Annotated in this window: 14 protein-coding genes; 1 reads left to right on the top strand and 13 read right to left on the bottom strand. The window is 40.4% G+C overall.

Translation table 11 applies throughout. The annotated features are described in order from the left end of the window. Positions 1 to 25: 25 nt before the first annotated feature. The 13 genes from WG954_RS07410 to WG954_RS07350 all read right to left on the bottom strand — a co-directional run bounded on the left by WG954_RS07410 (position 26) and on the right by WG954_RS07350 (position 14590). Entirely contained in the window at positions 26 to 1165 is a 1140-nt protein-coding gene (locus WG954_RS07410) for a glycosyltransferase family 2 protein (protein WP_340435067.1), read from the bottom strand. Further along, a complete protein-coding gene (locus WG954_RS07405) occupies positions 1131 to 2063 on the bottom strand; it encodes an FkbM family methyltransferase (RefSeq protein ID WP_340435065.1) in 933 nt (310 codons plus the stop codon). Before WG954_RS07405 ends, WG954_RS07410 begins: the two co-directional genes overlap by 35 nt. Further along, complete coding sequence (locus tag WG954_RS07400) at positions 2063 to 3358, bottom strand: ABC transporter ATP-binding protein (RefSeq protein ID WP_340435063.1); 1296 nt, start codon at positions 3356 to 3358, stop codon at positions 2063 to 2065. The genes WG954_RS07405 and WG954_RS07400 overlap by 1 nt, the downstream gene beginning before the upstream one ends. 58 nt (positions 3359 to 3416) lie before the next feature. Next, positions 3417 to 4283 carry an ABC transporter permease gene (locus WG954_RS07395; RefSeq protein ID WP_340435061.1) on the bottom strand — a complete coding sequence of 289 codons (867 nt, stop codon included), beginning with the start codon at positions 4281 to 4283 and terminating at the stop codon, positions 3417 to 3419. A gap of 51 nt (positions 4284 to 4334) precedes the next feature. Continuing rightward, positions 4335 to 4802, bottom strand: coding sequence for an acyltransferase (locus tag WG954_RS07390; protein WP_340435059.1), 468 nt, complete (start codon positions 4800 to 4802; stop codon positions 4335 to 4337). Between the two features lie 155 nt (positions 4803 to 4957). Beyond that, positions 4958 to 5257 carry a GIY-YIG nuclease family protein gene (locus tag WG954_RS07385; protein WP_340435056.1) on the bottom strand — a complete coding sequence of 100 codons (300 nt, stop codon included), beginning with the start codon at positions 5255 to 5257 and terminating at the stop codon, positions 4958 to 4960. Positions 5258 to 5345: 88 nt separating this feature from the next. Then, positions 5346 to 6350 (bottom strand): Gfo/Idh/MocA family protein, encoded by a 1005-nt coding sequence (locus WG954_RS07380; protein WP_340435054.1) that lies wholly within the window; start codon positions 6348 to 6350, stop codon positions 5346 to 5348. Positions 6351 to 6546: 196 nt separating this feature from the next. Continuing rightward, positions 6547 to 7653: a glycosyltransferase family 4 protein gene (locus tag WG954_RS07375; RefSeq protein WP_340435053.1), complete on the bottom strand. Its 1107-nt coding sequence runs from the start codon at positions 7651 to 7653 to the stop codon at positions 6547 to 6549. A gap of 274 nt (positions 7654 to 7927) precedes the next feature. Next, complete coding sequence (asnB, locus tag WG954_RS07370) at positions 7928 to 9703, bottom strand: asparagine synthase (glutamine-hydrolyzing) (protein WP_340435050.1); 1776 nt, start codon at positions 9701 to 9703, stop codon at positions 7928 to 7930. A 59-nt stretch (positions 9704 to 9762) separates the two neighbouring features. After that, positions 9763 to 12150 carry a GumC family protein gene (locus WG954_RS07365; RefSeq protein WP_340435049.1) on the bottom strand — a complete coding sequence of 796 codons (2388 nt, stop codon included), beginning with the start codon at positions 12148 to 12150 and terminating at the stop codon, positions 9763 to 9765. Between the two features lie 12 nt (positions 12151 to 12162). Beyond that, positions 12163 to 12987: a polysaccharide biosynthesis/export family protein gene (locus WG954_RS07360; protein ID WP_340435047.1), complete on the bottom strand. Its 825-nt coding sequence runs from the start codon at positions 12985 to 12987 to the stop codon at positions 12163 to 12165. 141 nt (positions 12988 to 13128) lie between these two features. Then, entirely contained in the window at positions 13129 to 13644 is a 516-nt protein-coding gene (nusG, locus tag WG954_RS07355) for a transcription termination/antitermination protein NusG (RefSeq protein WP_340435046.1), read from the bottom strand. Positions 13645 to 14464: 820 nt separating this feature from the next. After that, on the bottom strand, positions 14465 to 14590 hold the full coding sequence (locus WG954_RS07350; RefSeq protein WP_340435045.1) for a hypothetical protein: 126 nt from the start codon (positions 14588 to 14590) through the stop codon (positions 14465 to 14467). 486 nt (positions 14591 to 15076) lie between these two features. On the opposite strand from WG954_RS07350, the gene WG954_RS07345 reads away from it, so the two are divergent. Further along, positions 15077 to 16228, top strand: a complete 1152-nt coding sequence (locus tag WG954_RS07345; RefSeq protein WP_340435043.1) for an acyltransferase family protein — start codon at positions 15077 to 15079, stop codon at positions 16226 to 16228. Positions 16229 to 16320 lie beyond the last annotated feature (92 nt).

Genomic DNA, 16320 nt, shown 5'->3' with positions numbered 1-16320 from the left:
ATTTGCTGCCCAAATTCACAGATATTTAATTTGGGGATATCGATGGTTTTAAAACTCGCTTTGCCTTATACACAAATGGCAATAAAAACAATGCGGGCATATTTTTTAATTGCTTTTTCTGGTTCTGATTTATTAAGCTGAAATCAATCAACCTAGCCAGTTGAAGCATTCTTTTATCATTATGAACATATAAATTAAGAAAGTATCCAAAAAGTACCTGGTTACATGTCCTTTTCAAAACTTGCCTTTGCGTCATATTATAAGACTCTCTTTTTAACCAAACAGTTTGTTCATCAAGAAATAATTCAAACCCTTTCTTTTCGACAGGCAGATCATAAATTTCGGCAAGTGAATAAAAAATAGACACATTATCTTTTGTAAATCCAGAATGATACCCTTCACTGATCGATTTGGAAGATGAGTGATGCCGGAAGTTAGCTAGGATTTTATCAGTTTCCAGGGTGTTTCGCTGTTCTACCGAAAGAAGGTAGCGAATCCATAATTCGAAATCCATACTGAACCGGATTGACTTATTAATCTTGCCTATTCTTCTTAATACTTCCGTTTTGTAAAACATGGCAGGTTGAGAAATTTGAGCACAACAAATGGCTTCAGCCGCTTCAAGACTATTAAATCGGGGAGTTGTTGTGATAACCTGATTGTCTTCAGAAATTATTGTCAACCTGCCGCAAAACACATCAATTGAATGCTCCGAAAATGCCTTCCCAACCTCAAAGAGTGCATTAGGTGTCAGAAAATCGTCGCTGTTGATCCAATTGAAAATATCTCCCTTTGCAAGGTCAAGTCCTTTATTAATTGCATCGCTCTGCCCTTCGTCCTTTTCACTTACCCAGAATTTGATCCAAGAGGTATATTGTTCCAGAATTTTTTTCGTGTCGTCTGTACTACCGCCATCCATTACAATCAATTCAAGCTTTGGATAATTCTGAAGTAAAATTGAACGTATTGTTTCCTCAATAAACCGGCCTTGGTTAAAAGAAGGTATAACAATAGTAATTACAGGCCAATCTATATTAGTGTCAAAAATTGATTTATCAGTTTCAATTGTCCAAGGCCAGCCGGTTTTTTCAGAAGTATGAGAAGGTAACGAATGAAGCAGTCCTGTCATATCAATAAATAGTTGATTTAATTCTGTCGCTGACAATAGATAGGTTTTTTATAGCAATAAGGTTTTCATATGGATAATACATCTTTTTGGGTTGTTCAATCAAACTGTTCGTATCAGCATTATATCTGTACCATCGATATCCTAAACTCACAATAAAGTCATATAACTGGTTACAGGAATAGCCCGCCGAAAATGTATTTTCGTCAGTAAATTCTACTAAAAGTGTTGGGGCATCAGGTGCAGAAAGCAATCGTTCACCACCCTTAAACACTTGTAATTCCCATCCTTCAACATCAATCTTTATGAGTGCTATTTGTTTACTAAACTTATTGCTTTCAAGAAATTCATCCAGTGCATAAACAACCACATCAACTTCAAGGCTGTTTTCAAGTTTTGGATTTGCAACAAATGAATTCCAAGCGTCCATGCCGTTACTGGACATCTTCAGTTTCAGATTACCGCTTTTATCCGATAGGCCGGCATTTACAGCTTTAACAATATTCCCATACTTATTTAAAGTGATATTTTCAACAAGTCTTTTATAAGTAATTGGTGTTGGTTCGAAAGCATAAACTTCACCTTCGGGTCCTACAACAGAAGCAGCTACATTACTGTAAACGCCAATATTAGATCCCACATCAAAAAAAACATCCCCCTTCATAAGGAAACGTTTGACAAATAAAACTTCCTCCTTTTCAAGACCCTCATATAGAAATCTCGAATATGAACTGTCTTTATAAAGTTTAATTTGAACTTCGTCATCCAATTTATGTATAAAAGAAAGCTGATTGCTGGAAAATTTTTCAAGCCATTTAAGACTCGCTTGTTCCTCTTTCCTTTTCAAATAATTTTGTTTGTAGGCAGATAACGAATTTATAATTACATCAGATAAATAAACTCCTGCTTCTTTGGAAAATATTTTTTTTATATCCATTAGTCGACTTTTAAAGTTTGTGATTCTATATAAGGCATTATTATCCCCGGTCTGTCATCAGCATAGTTTTGGTTTATGCCTCCAACATGATTCAAATTAAACTGAACACTTACCGAATCATAAAAAATCCATTTAACATTATGTACTCCGATTGCCGGTTTCAAAATATATGTACCGCTTTTAAGTAAATGAGCAGGTATTAAAAAGGTTGTTTCGTATGTACCTTCTTGTATTTCTTCTAAAGAAGCCTCATTTTCATCATGAAATGATCTGAACATCATTATATCAAGATCTTTCAAAAACAGATCAAATCCAATTCTTAACCCATAAGAACGTTTCTTTACTTTATACTTAAACATTACTTGAACCGACTTATCAGTAACAAATTCAAAATTTGTCTGGTCTCTATTTTGGAATATCTTAAGATCAATTAATTCTAAAGTATCATTATCATTTAACTCATCAACAATCATTTTTTGTTCTTCCCATTCCTTATTTTCTCCAACCTGATTCATATAGTTTGAGATGCCATCATGTACATTACCGGTGAATTGAACCATTCCATTGGCCAGAACCGTTACATTCTTACACAGGTTATTAATTGCTGCCATATTATGACTCACAAACAACACTGTTCTTCCGTCCTTCTCACTCACATCTTTCATTTTACCCAAACATTTTTTCTGGAACTCTGCATCACCTACGGCCAGCACTTCATCTACAATTAAGATCTCGGGCTCGAGATGTGCTGCTACAGCAAATGCCAGCCGCACATACATACCGCTGCTGTAACGTTTAACAGGTGTATCAATATATCGTTCTACCCCTGCAAAGGCAACAATCTCATCAAACTTGCGGGTGATCTCTTTTTTGGTCATACCCAGAATGGCGCCGTTAAGAAAAATATTATCCCTTCCGCTCAGTTCAGGATGAAAGCCAGTGCCTACTTCAAGTAGGCTGGCTACCCTCCCCTTTATTTTTATACTGCCTGTGGTTGGTGCGGTGGTGCGGCTTAAGATTTTGAGCAATGTACTTTTGCCGGCGCCGTTACGACCAATGATGCCGAGCACTTCGCCCTGTTTTACATCAAAGTTGATATCTTTTAACGCCCATACATAATCCGTACTTCCGGTGGATGTGCGATCATTGGTTTCACCAATCTTTAAATATGGATCTTCCTTACCACGCACTTTGTGCCACCAGCGATTCACATCATGACTAATTGTGCCCGTACTCACCTGCCCCAGGCGGTATTGCTTGCTGAGATCCTCCACTTTTATGATAGTATTACTCATCTTTCAATGTTATCGCTTTTTTTATTTTTGCTTTTCCACTCACCGCTCACCTTATTACCTAGACCGTATCCATAAATGTTTTTTCCACTTTACTAAAGATCATGACACCAGTTACCAACACTACCAGCATGAATATAAAACTGTAGGTTAATGTGTTGAAATCAAAGCTTCCTGTTTGAAAGAGTGCATACCGGAAACCTTCTACCAACGGACTCAATGGATTCCACTCAATAAAAGAGGCATAACTTTTACTTTTTAAAAACGAAACCGGATAGGCAACAGGGGTGGCATACATTAATAGTTGTACACCAAACGTTACTAGCACCGTAAAATCTCTGTACTTGGTGGTGAGTGATGAAATGATGATACCTAACCCCAAACCAATGCCCGCCATGATCAATACCAACACTGGAATTAATAACCAGCTCATACCAAAATGCATAGGAGTGTCTTTAAACAGTGCATAAAAAACCATACAGCCCAGTAATAACAAAAACTGGATACCTAATTTTGCTATGTTTGAAACCACAACAGACAACGGAAGGATCAAACGTGGAAAATATACTTTACCAAAGATGGATGCATTTGCTACGAATGTGTTGGACGTATTAGTGAGGCAGCTTGCAAAATAATTCCAGATAGTAATACCACTCATATAGAATAAAACTGCATTGATCCCATCAGTTGGGATGTTTGCGATTTTTCCGAATACCAGTAGAAACATGATGGTAGTTAAAACCGGTTGCACAAGGTGCCATACTGGGCCTAACACTGTTTGTTTAAATTGTGCTGTAAAATCCCGTTTTACAAACAGCAACATCAGATCTTTATACCTCCATACTTCTTTGAGATTAAGATCAAAGACAGATGACTGCGGCTTGATTTCAAGGTCCCAATTTTCAACTGTATCGTTCAATTGATTCATACTTTTTTATTTTTTGTCTTTCGACTCTGCAACTTCCAACGGCTGCTGGCTTTACTTCTTCCTCAATCTCTTCGCCGGATTACCCGCATATGTTCCGCTCTTCTTAATATCTTTTGTTACTACTGCCCCTGCGCCAATTACCACATCATCGCATATACTTACAGGAAGAATGGTTGCATTACTCCCGATGGATACATGGTTACCGATGTCTGTTTTCTTCCATTTACTATGATCGCCACCTGCAGGTTTCCCTTCGCTGAATGTATCGTTGATGAACATCACGCCATGACCAATAAAACAATCATCACCTATCGTCACCAGTTCACAAATAAAACTATGGCTTTGGATACGGCATTTATTGCCAATCACAACACCCTTCTGGATTTCTGTAAAAGGCCCCACAAAACAATCATCACCCAACCTGCATTCATACAAATTCGATGGCTGCATGATCACAACGTTCTTTCCCGCTTTTACATTCCGGAGTGAGATTCTTTTTAAAGTAAATTTTTTATTCAACGTTATTTATTAAACGTCTTTCGAACTGTTGGGGGCCACGTAGTGGCGGATCAAACAGTGAGAAATCTGCTGCTCACCACCCGTCATTTCGAACTCTTGGGGCTGCGTAGCAGCGGACCCAAGGGTGAGAAATCTGACCCTTATCAAACGAAACATCACCACTCTTTTACTTTCTCCCACAAATCCTTCCACTCAGGATTCATTTTATTAATCAACGCCTCTTTCTTTGCCCTTCTCCATTTTTTTATTTCCTTTTCCCTTACAATTGCCTCCTCAATTGATCCAGACAACTCATAATAAATTAACTTCTCTGTATTGTATCGATCAGAAAAACTCTTTTTATAAAAATGCTCCCGGTGCTGTTGTATGCGGGTAAACAGATCAGACGCAACCCCTATATATAAAACTGAGTGCGATTTGTTTGTGACAATATAAACTGCACCACCTTTTTCCATTTCTTAACGATCAGATTTCTCCTTCCAGGAACCGCTGCTTCGCAGCCCCTTGCTGTCGAAATGTCGTTTCCCCGAAATCTTTCATAAATCACTTTGCTGCTTTATAAAACTGCTCAATCATCTTCACGCTATGAATTCCTTCTTCCCCCGACACATACTTCTTCTGCTTCCCTGCAATTACCTGAATAAACTCATCATACACCCTCGCATGATTATTCATCGATCCCTGGTATCCTTTGTATTGATTGGCATCATTACCGGCAGTAAGTGTAGCCACATCAATCAACACAGGCTCCTGGTATTCAATTGTATTTAAATAAGGTCCGCCAATCTTGATCGTTGCTTTTTCTGCAAGAATATTAATAGAACCTTCGTAGTTTTTATTCTTTGTATTCGTGCTGTAATGCAGTGTACCCGGTATACCACCTGTTGTAACAAACGAAAACACACCGGTGTCTTCCACTTCAATCAATTCCTGGTGCGCCAAATTAGCGGTAAACCCTTTTACAGTTTTCACTTCACCAAAAAACCAATACAGCAGATCAATGAAATGACTGAACTGTGTAAACAACACGCCCCCATCAAGTTTTTTTGTTCCCCGCCAGTTCGATAGCTGGTAATACTTTGCTCCTCGGTTCCAAAAGCAATTCACCTGCACACTGTAAATTTTTCCGAGTTTGTTTTTAGCAAGCAGATTTTTTACGGCGGCCACAGGCGGGTTCAGGCGATTCTGCTTTACGATCAGCAAATGTTTTTTTGTTGTAGCAGCAGCATTGATCATCCGCTTACAATCAACCGATAAAATAGCCATGGGTTTTTCACACAACACATGAAGGTTGGCTTTCAATCCGCTGATGCTATGTGTTGCATGTAACCCGTTTGGCGTGCAAACAACCAACGCATCCGCTTCTTCATTGTTTAGCATATCCTTCAGCGAGGTGTAACCATAACAATCATACTTCGCAGAAAAGGCCTTCACCTTTTTTTCATCAATATCACACACCGCAACCAGCACGCCATTTTCTGCAGCAAGCCTCGCATGCCGCTCACCAATTGTTCCACATCCTGCTAATAAAAAACGAAGTTTTTTCATAACCGTAACCACTAATACTGACTCCTATATTTCACTATGCTACAAAAAGGATGAGTGTGCAAGTACAATAGCTTTTCATCACAGTAGTACTTTGGCACCATCAGGGCGTTTGCCGAAACATGGGGGTAATATGTTTCGACTTGACTTTTTGTTTCTTTTGTGTCAAGACAAAAGAAAGATGGGTGTGCGAAGCACATCATGATTCCAACACAAGCTTCAAGCGTTCTTTAAACTTCTCAAACGAAAAATACTTCAGCATTTTTTGCTGCACCTGCACCGGATCATGTTGCTCATTCAGCACATTCATCAATGCTTCCTTCAATTCATCGGCATTGTCCGGATCAACCAAAGTTCCCAACTCACCAAACTGCAACGCTTCCGTACTCCCGTCTTTATTTCCTGCAATCACAGGCAACCCGCAAGCCATAGCTTCCGTATACACAATACCAAACCCTTCGCCTTTGCTCGGCATCACAAATACATCAGCTAATAAATAATGATCAGTGATTTCTTCATCGGAAACAAACCCCGGCATCATCACTTGCTGTTCCAGGCCAAGAGATTTGATCAGGGTGTTCATCCTCAGCAGTTCTGTTGCATCAGCTTTCCCTGCAAGAATATACTTGAATGGAATATTTTTTTTCAATAGCGCTGGTAAGATGCTCACCAATGTATCATAACCTTTGTAACCTTCGTTGCTGTTCAACCTTGTCAGCGTGAAGATCACTTTTTCCTGCGGAGCAATACCGTAACGTTCCTGTAAATAAACCGGTTTTGTAAAGTCAACCGGAAATTGAAAAAAGGGATCGATCGTATTAGGAAACACCGTGATCTTTTCAGCAGGCAAGCCCTGCCTCGAAATTAATTGCTGTTGGGTGAAGCTGCTCACCGTTAGAACTTGATCGGCCTGTTGCAATGCTTTTTTCTTCAGTCCGCTCACAGGTTCAAACACTTCAATACCATGACAGATAATGATCAGTTTTTTCTTCGGAGCAATCAGTTTTAATAAAACAGCAATGGGTGCAAGATTCAAATGCCCAAGGATAATTACATCCTGCCGTAACGATTTTTTCACTGCCCATAACACAAACGAAAGTTTCTTTCCCTTGAATGTATGATAGGTTTGTTGTGCTGTATAATCTTGATCAAACCGCTGGTCATGCATGCCCCCGAGTGTGGTCTTCAATTGAAGTGTTGCTGAAAGATCGGCCAGTGCTTTCATAAAAGCCCGGTTAAACTTTTCAATACCACCCATGTGCGAGAAGGCTGTTAACACAAAAAAACCAATTTTTTTCTCCTGCATCTTGAATTTAGTCGTTCAATCGAAAAGCCACGTAGAATGTATCCCCTCCTGGGAGGTTCCCGTAGGGAAGGAACGTAGTTCGAGGGGTGGGTCTTCCTATCCATTCCGCTCAAACCTGTTCATCAACAACGCACACCAATACCTTCCCACGATAATTTCCCTGCTCAATGTGTTTAAACAATTGATCTTCCTCGTTTTTCGAAAGCTTCTTAGAATGTATCCCCTCCTGGGAGGTTCCCGTAGGGAAGGAACGTAGTTCGAGGGGTGGGTCTTTCTATCCATTCCGCACAAACCTGTTCATCAGCAACGCACACCAATACCTTCCCCACGACAATTTTTTCTGCTGAAATTTCTTATACAATTGTTCCTCATCAGTATTTGAAGGCTTAATGAATTCATTCTCTTTTAACCACCCTTCAAACGGGAACGTAAATCCCTGTTTCTTTCGTTTCCAGATAGCTTCGGGTAATTCATCTTCAAACGCCTTCACCAACAAATATTTGGGGGGTACTTTTTTAAACTTAATGGCTTCGTCAATGGCTCCTGCCATCAGCATCACCTCTTTATCAAGAAAAGGAACCCTTATTTCAAGACCATGCCACATACTCATAAAATCAGAATCTTTCAATAACTGGTTCTGCATATAGAAATTTGTCTCCAGCCAGCTGATCCTGTTACCATTACTGAGCGTGCTCACAGGATAAAATTCACTCAAAGCAATCAGGTCGTCTTCAATTTCTTTTTCTGTAGTATCAAGTAACGACGCAACAGATACGGGTGTAAAAATGCCACGGTAACTCAGGTACTCTGCCGCCGTGTTTTGCATACCTGCATAACTGAGTTTCCGGAGGCGATGGTCGGGAAATCCTTGCAGGCTTCTTAAAAACCGGCTTGGTGCTCTCTGCACAATCTTCATTTTTTTCTGCTGTCTGAAAGAAGGATAACCCCCGAATAATTCATCTGCACCAAGGCCCGACAGCACAGCCTTTAAACCGTATGCTTTTGCATACATTGAAATAAAGTATGTGTTAATACCATCAAGCGTTGGTTGATCCATAGCCTGCATAGCATCTTCAAGTTGGGTGTTGAAAATATCTTTAGTTACCAGGAACGATTGATGTTTAGCGCCTGTTTTATCAATGATAAGCTGTTGGTATTTTTCTTCCGAATATGCTTTTTCATTAAAAACAATGGAAAGAGTGTGCAGACTATCTTTTCTGGTATGACTGGCAATTAATGTAAGCAGGCTCGAATCAATACCCCCACTCAGGAATAAGCCAATAGGCGCATCAGCAATAAGATGACGTTCCACTGCCTGCTCCAGGGTTTCACGCATTAATTGCAATGCTTCATCTTCCTGTTTAAGCTTTCCTGTAAAACTCCACTTAAAAAAGCGCTGTACTTTCTTTTTAAGCGATGGAAGTTCGATCACCAGTGCTGTTCCTTTTGCAAGTGGTACTACATTTTTAAGTGTAGTAATAGGTTCAGGTAAATGACCGAAAGTTAAAAAAGCTGATCGCCATTTGGTATTTTCTTCAAATACTTTTTCTGCCTTTGCAAACGCCCTGATTTCTGAAGCAAAATAAAGACAATGTTCATCAAGATAATAATACAACGGCTTGATGCCCGCATGATCTCTTGCTAATACCAGCTGCTGCTTTTTTTCATCAAGCAACGCCAACGCAAACATGCCGTTGAAATATTCAAACGCATCCACACCCCATTGTCGGTATGCTTTAAGGATAACTTCAGTATCACTTTCTGTTTTGAACTGGTGACCGTAATGCTGAAGAGTAGAACGTAGCTCTAAATAATTGTAGATCTCACCGTTGAACACTATAGTTAACTCGGCATCGATCATCGGTTGATGACCAGCCTCACTCAAATCAATAAGTGATAAACGACGATGACCAAGTGCAAGCGGCAATGAAGAATGCACAAACAAACCCGTATCATCGGGACCGCCCCGATGCATCGCATCACGCATATTAATAACCTGCTCCTGCAGGTTCTTGATCGAAGGATCAAAAATTCCTGCGATGCGACACATATGATAGTTTTAGTATACTCATAAATCCAACATCACAAATCCTATATCCTACATTACGTCTACTTAATCCCAATAAACTGCAACACCTTATTATACCACTTGTTCTTTGCCGGGTCATTATCATAATAACCGTAGCCATAACCATAACCATAACCATAGCCATAACCATAACCACCATAACCATAGTAACTGTTATAACCTTCTACTTTAATATCATTCACCAGTATACTTACTGTAGGGAATTTCTTTTGCTGGTAAAGATCTTCCAGCATCTGCAATTGTTTCTTGAACGTGTAGCGTTGGCGGATAACAAACAACGTAGCGTCTGCAAACTGAGACAACGTCATCGCATCACTCACAAGTCCCACAGGTGCTGTATCGATAATCACCGCATCAAAATTATCCCGGCAGAATTCAAACAATTCTTTCACCTTGGGCTCAAGCAGCATTTCGGATGGATTAGGTGGTGTGGGTCCGCATGCAATCACAAAAAAGTTATCAATATCAGGAACCTTAATAGGTAACTCTTCAAGACCAATCTTGCCAATAACATAGTGCGTTATACCAAAAGCTCGTTGCAAACCGAGTCCGCTTACCACTTTTGGTTTACGTAAATCAAACTCAAGTAATACGGTTCGCTTACCGGTTAACGCAATAGAAGCTGCAAGGTTAGTGGCAGCAAATGATTTACCCTCGCCACTAAACGACGATGTAACAAGAATAACCGGTGTCCGGTCTTTTTTCAACACAGGTTGAAGATTCGACCTGATGATCCGGAATTGCTCAGCAAGAATGGTCCGGCTGTTTTTAAGAACAACGAGAGTCTGGCCCTTATCATTATGTCCCAATTCACCAATTACCGGCATCTTTGTCCCCTTCACAATATCAGCTTTGGTGGTTACCCTGTCATTCATAAGATCACGTACCAAAATGATGAGGACTGGTATCAGTAAACCAAAGAACACAGCCAGCATATAGGCGTCCCTTCGCTTAGGGAAAATAGGCTGCCCGCCGCCTTCTGCCTCAGAAAATATTTTTGCATTCGAAACCGTTGAGGCTAACTGAATACCTGTTTCTTCACGCTTTTGAAGAAGAAATGTATAAAGCTCATTCTTGATCAACTGCTGACGTTTGATCTCCCTGATCTGGCTCTCCTTCTCAGGAAGCGCAAACATTTCTGTACGAACCGTTCTTGCTCTCCGTTCTAATTCGTTTTTCGATAGAACATAGGCCTGCCTGATATTTTTGAGATTCTCAATCATTGAGATTCGTGTCTGCTCTATACTTTGTTCGATTTCATTAATAACAAGACTGCCCTCCCGGCTAAACCTTAGTTCATTCTCCCTTTTCAAAATTAGCTGGTTGTACTCAGTCACAAGTGTAGACAAAGTGGGGTCTGAAATGCCCAACGTAGTTGGCGTTAAATTATAGGCATTTTTTTTATCCTTGATATAATTGTCCAGCAGGTCAAGTACCATGATGTGCATCTCCTGGGTACGCAGTTCACTCTCAGATTCATTGATATTATCAAGATACATTTGCGATTGATTCTCCAGGTCAAGGAACTGGTTGCGCTTTTTAAAATCCTGCAGGTTCGTTTCAACGGTCCCTAGGTCATTCTCAAGTTCTCCAAGTCGGTCAGAAATAAACCGGAGTGAATTTTCGGAAATACGGCTTTTGTCTTCCACATTATACCGGCCATATTCACGCATAACCTGGTTGAGAATATCAATACCCTTGTCCACATTCTCTGTGGTGTAACTTAAGTTTAATACACTCGAGCTGCGGCTTTTGGGGGCTATCCCTAGTCTGCCTGAAATTTGCCCAGCCATTGATTTTGAAGGCATCCACGTATAGGTAAACTTACGTCCTGCTGACCCTACAAATGCACGATTGGGGATAATTCTGAAAATCGCCCCTTTGATCTCCAGGTTACTGTAAAATTGCCGGGGCTTTGTTTCTTTATTAAAGAAAAAACTGTTTTCACCAGCCAGCTGAATATCAAAATAATACCCTCTTGTGCTGTCTAGTTTAATGGGCTCCACAAGAAATGGGGTAAGCTTATAGATCTCACTGCTCCTTACCTTGCCATGTTCGATATATACGCCGTTCAATCCTAGCGTATCGACCACCCTTCTAAGAAATTCCTTTGAACGCATAAGGTCAATTTCATCTTCCGTATTGATCTTATCAACAGGATTGAAAATACTGCTGAACTTATCATTTCCCTTTATATTGGTGGCATTTTCAATTTTTACGATCATACTGCTGTTCACCGTATACAATGGTGTTGACCAGCGTAGGTAGGCCCACGACACAATAAGTGCAATACCTAGTGAAAAGAAAAATAAAGGTAGGTTCGAAATATACTTGAACAGGATCTCTTTGAACGTTAAAAGCCTGTTCGTAGTTTCTGCCTGTGGTAGATGATCAAATTCGTTGGCCATTGGGTATTCTGATTAACGGAACAGATTTGCAATAATGAGAATAATATTTAATATACTGAACCCAAAACTTACATATTGAAAAGTCCTTTGGGTAGTTTGATCCGTCGCTTTTAATTGACGGTCCGTCGGCGCAACGTAAACAATATCATTTTGTTTCAGGTAATAATTGGGCGATTGAAAAAAATCACCATTTGTCAAATCAACAGTGTGCATCGTACGCTTGCCATTTTGCTCTCGGATGATGAGGATATTTTTCAGATTGCCGCCGGGTGCAACACCTCCGGCTAATGCCAGCGCATCAAGAAAGGTTAAACGTTCTGAAGTAGAACTTACTTCACCTGGTTCACCAACCAATCCATGAAAAGTTACACGGAAATTCTGGTAACGGATGTTCACGATCGGGTCTTCTTTTAAATACTCACTGGCTCGTTTAATGATTTCTTTTTCTAATTCCAGTTTGGTCATGCCATCAGCGTGGATAACACCTAGCAAAGGCAATTTAATTTCTCCGCTTACAATATCAACCAGGTAACTGTTTGAAGCGCCGCCTGTACCTCCACTAACAGCTAACGCTCCCCCGCCACTCCCGGCACCCACTGTTCCCTGCGAATAATTCTGGCTGAACAGCTGGTTGGCAGCCGAACTTCTCGAAGAAATATTCACCTGCAACAGATCACCCTTTTGTATAATGGGTTCCACCAACTGGTATTGATTCAGCTTAGCAGTATCAAGCCCTTCATTAAAATAAACCATTTCCTTTCGCAATTTTGCAGGCGACACACAGGAAGAAAGAAACAGCAAACACACAGCTGTTGAAAGTGAGAATAAACGTATCATGTAATTTATTTGGTCAGTTAATCCGGTTGCGGCACTAACGCCGCAACAATTGATTTATTGAATGATTGGTAAACTCCGGCAGCCCCGGATCTATCAGAACTCAGTACTATAGAACTTAAACTATCGGCTACCCATTACCCGCTAAAGATTACCTGCTCCGATAACCGGCTCTAAATTACTCTTCTCAAACTGCGCCGTCAGCTCATAACCAAGACTCTCCAAAAGCACATATGCCCGGTTGTTCACTACCTTGATCACGATCCCTTCTGTATCCATCATAAGTCCGGTCTTCACCCGCACTTTTTGGCCGCTCTCCAATTGCACGGGTCTTGCCTGCACCTCACTATATTCGTTCAGAAATTTCCGGATAACGTCAATTTCCTGTTCCCTGATAATTGCAGGCTTGCCGTTCCAGTAAAGAAAATTCACCACACCGTCTGTTAAACGCACCCTTGTTTTTTCTTCATCGCTCACAAATACAAATACATACGACTTAAACAACGGTTCTTCGATCACTTTATACCGGTCGCTCCATTTCTTGCGCACCTTATTCATTGGGCAGTAGTACACAAGTCCCTTCCGATCCAGTTGGGCACAGATCTTCTTCTCCCACCTTGGCTTTGTATATACCGCATACCAGTTTTTAATTTCTCTCATATCTCAACTACAAATACAGAGAACGACAACTCCATAACGTCAAAACTTTAGAACTATTCGCTCCCAACCGCCGTCTTTCAACGATCCGCCTATGACCATAAACTACCCGCTTTCAGCTAATTTACTACAAAGCTTCGCCACCTCAGTCACATCCAACTAAAAAAAGACTGAGTGTTCCAAAAAATTAAAAATGTATAACGATAAAAGGGCAAACAAGCCAAGCAGGCTCATTTACCCTCCATCAATTATTTATATATACTGCTCGAATTAGCAGACTTATGTTGGTTGTTAGGTTTCACAATACTTTCCCCAGTGCCCTTGCACCGCTTTCATAGTTGCAAATATATGTCTTGTAGACAGTTACGGCACACCACGCTTCCTGTTTTCTCCTGATTATTTACTCACCGTTGATAGAGCTGCAAGTTAACGGATGAAGGCCAATCATAAAAAAATTATTATAAATACAATAGCCTTCGCAATCCGCTTCATCTGTGTTCATCCCTGGCGAATTCCGGGCAAACCATGCTTGAAAATTTCATGCCAGCTGTCCTTTACCAAAAAATTAAAAATAATACAGGTTTCACTTTTTTACGTTTATTACTAACCGTTTATGACCAATCTTTCGTCAGCATTCATGCAGTTTGTGGCTCTTTATTGTATCTGAAGTGTACAAACAATCTGTGTTTATCCCCTCTATCTCCCGAAGATCTGTGTAATTGGTTCTACACAAATCCCACACTAAGGCAAAACCTGCAAGTGAAACTTCCTCGAAAAAAAGCCACTGCAGTAATGCAATGGCCAATTAATTCACTATAGATTCTTATTTCTTTTCTGCTAATTTTTCAAGTGATGCAATCTTTTCATCCTTCTCTTTAATCATTCTTTCGTAAAGCTCTACAACGTTGTTCAATGGGTTGAAGGTTGGATTGTAAAGTATGCCATTCATGACCGCCTGATCATTAAAAGTGTTATTAACATTACTCAATGCCTTTGCTCAAGCAATGAAACCTTTTTCTGGTTCCACTTCTCACCCAAAGCGTCAGCATCACCGCCTTCCCGGCCTGCCATAAATAGGTTGCAGCCCTGTATTCATCAGTGTCAATCTGTGTAATCTGTGAGCAACACCCTCTCCCCATCTTCCGGGCCCCACTTTCTCAATCCGCACGCCAATTCCAAATTCACAATCCCTGATTCCCTATTCCTAATTGCTTATTCCTAATCCCATTGCCTATTGCCTCATCCCTCGCTCATCCTTCGCTTCCTAATGCAGGATACTCCCACTATACTCCGTAGATAAAGCGTACTTAAAGCGTATCAGACCTAAAAAATCGACAACAATCGTACCCCACGCCTTCCATCAAAAATCACACATCACAAATCAGGCATCTGGCTCATAATTCCTTCCTATTTTCAGTACACAAAACTTTCTGCTTTGAACCAACGCTTCCACTCCCTTGACGTATTTCGTGGCGCCACAGTGGCCATCATGATCCTTGTGAACAACCCCGGTTCATGGACACACATCTATGCCCCGTTGAAACATGCACCCTGGCACGGTGTTACACCCACTGATCTGGTGTTCCCCTTTTTCCTTTTTGCAGTTGGGAATGCCATGTCTTTTGTAATGCCCAAACTGGAACAGGCGGGTAATGGTATTTTCTGGAAAAAAGTGATCAAACGAACACTGCTCATTTTTCTGATAGGTTTGCTATTGAACTGGAGCCCGTTTGTAAAATGGAATGGGGATCTGTTAGAAATGAGACCGCTTGATAATCTACGTATCATGGGCGTATTGCAACGCATTGCGCTCTGTTACTTTTTTGCATCGGTGATCGTTTATTATTTCAAACAGCGTGGAACCTTTGTAACGGCTGCTGTTTTACTATTGCTTTATTGGATGCTTTGTTTATTCCTGGGAACTACTGGTGATCCGTTTAGTCTGAACGGATGGTTTGGCAACAGTATTGACAAATCCATACTTGGTGAAGCACATTTATATAAAGGAGAAGGAATACCATTTGACCCAGAAGGATTGATGAGCAGTTTCGCTGCTGTTGTACAAGTGATCTTTGGTTACTTAATTGGTGATTATATTCAGAAGAAAGGCAAAAACTTTGAAATGATTGCATCACTCTTTGTGATAGCTACCATTCTTACCGTAACAGGTTTAGCCTGGGGTATGGCATTCCCCATTAACAAAAAAATATGGACCAGTTCTTATACTGTTTATACAACGGGGCTTGCGATTTATACCATCGCCACAATGATCTACTTTATTGAAATGAAGCAAGCAAAGGGCTGGCTGACAAAATTCTTTGATGTGTTTGGCAAAAACCCGTTGTTCATTTTTGTATTAAGTGGCTTCTTGCCAAGAGCATTAGGGTTGATCAGAATTCCCAATGGCATCAACGATGAAGGCTTACCCAAATACCTTGCTCCATTCGGATGGTTCTATGAAAAGATTTGCAAACAAATCCCTGGCATTCCCGAAAACGGCTCACTTGTTTATGCCATCTCCATGATCATCATGTATTGGGCTATTTGTTATTGGTTAGATAAGAAGAAGATTTATATTAAAGTATAACCAAAAAATGTAAGAGTTTGCTCAAGTTGATGCACATAAGAAGACGATGTAACTACACATGTATTTCATTACAGTAGTACAAATGTTAAATC

Source organism: Lacibacter sp. H375 (assembly GCF_037892425.1).
Classification (GTDB): domain Bacteria; phylum Bacteroidota; class Bacteroidia; order Chitinophagales; family Chitinophagaceae; genus Lacibacter.
Note: the sequence above shows the minus strand (reverse complement) of the source record. Positions and strands in the feature narration are given on the sequence as shown.

Excerpts from the sequence above, each read along its gene's own strand:
- WG954_RS07385 (WP_340435056.1), bottom strand. The coding sequence starts at position 5,257 with ATGGAAAAAGGTGGTGCAGTTTATATTGTCACAAACAAATCGCACTCA.
- WG954_RS07395 (WP_340435061.1), bottom strand. The coding sequence starts at position 4,283 with ATGAATCAATTGAACGATACAGTTGAAAATTGGGACCTTGAAATCAAG.
- WG954_RS07380 (WP_340435054.1), bottom strand. The coding sequence starts at position 6,350 with ATGAAAAAACTTCGTTTTTTATTAGCAGGATGTGGAACAATTGGTGAG.
- WG954_RS07365 (WP_340435049.1), bottom strand. The coding sequence starts at position 12,150 with ATGGCCAACGAATTTGATCATCTACCACAGGCAGAAACTACGAACAGG.
- WG954_RS07360 (WP_340435047.1), bottom strand. The coding sequence starts at position 12,987 with ATGATACGTTTATTCTCACTTTCAACAGCTGTGTGTTTGCTGTTTCTT.
- WG954_RS07405 (WP_340435065.1), bottom strand. The coding sequence starts at position 2,063 with ATGGATATAAAAAAAATATTTTCCAAAGAAGCAGGAGTTTATTTATCT.
- asnB (WP_340435050.1), bottom strand. The coding sequence starts at position 9,703 with ATGTGTCGCATCGCAGGAATTTTTGATCCTTCGATCAAGAACCTGCAG.
- WG954_RS07400 (WP_340435063.1), bottom strand. The coding sequence starts at position 3,358 with ATGAGTAATACTATCATAAAAGTGGAGGATCTCAGCAAGCAATACCGC.
- WG954_RS07375 (WP_340435053.1), bottom strand. The coding sequence starts at position 7,653 with ATGCAGGAGAAAAAAATTGGTTTTTTTGTGTTAACAGCCTTCTCGCAC.
- WG954_RS07350 (WP_340435045.1), bottom strand. The coding sequence starts at position 14,590 with ATGAATGGCATACTTTACAATCCAACCTTCAACCCATTGAACAACGTT.
- nusG (WP_340435046.1), bottom strand. The coding sequence starts at position 13,644 with ATGAGAGAAATTAAAAACTGGTATGCGGTATATACAAAGCCAAGGTGG.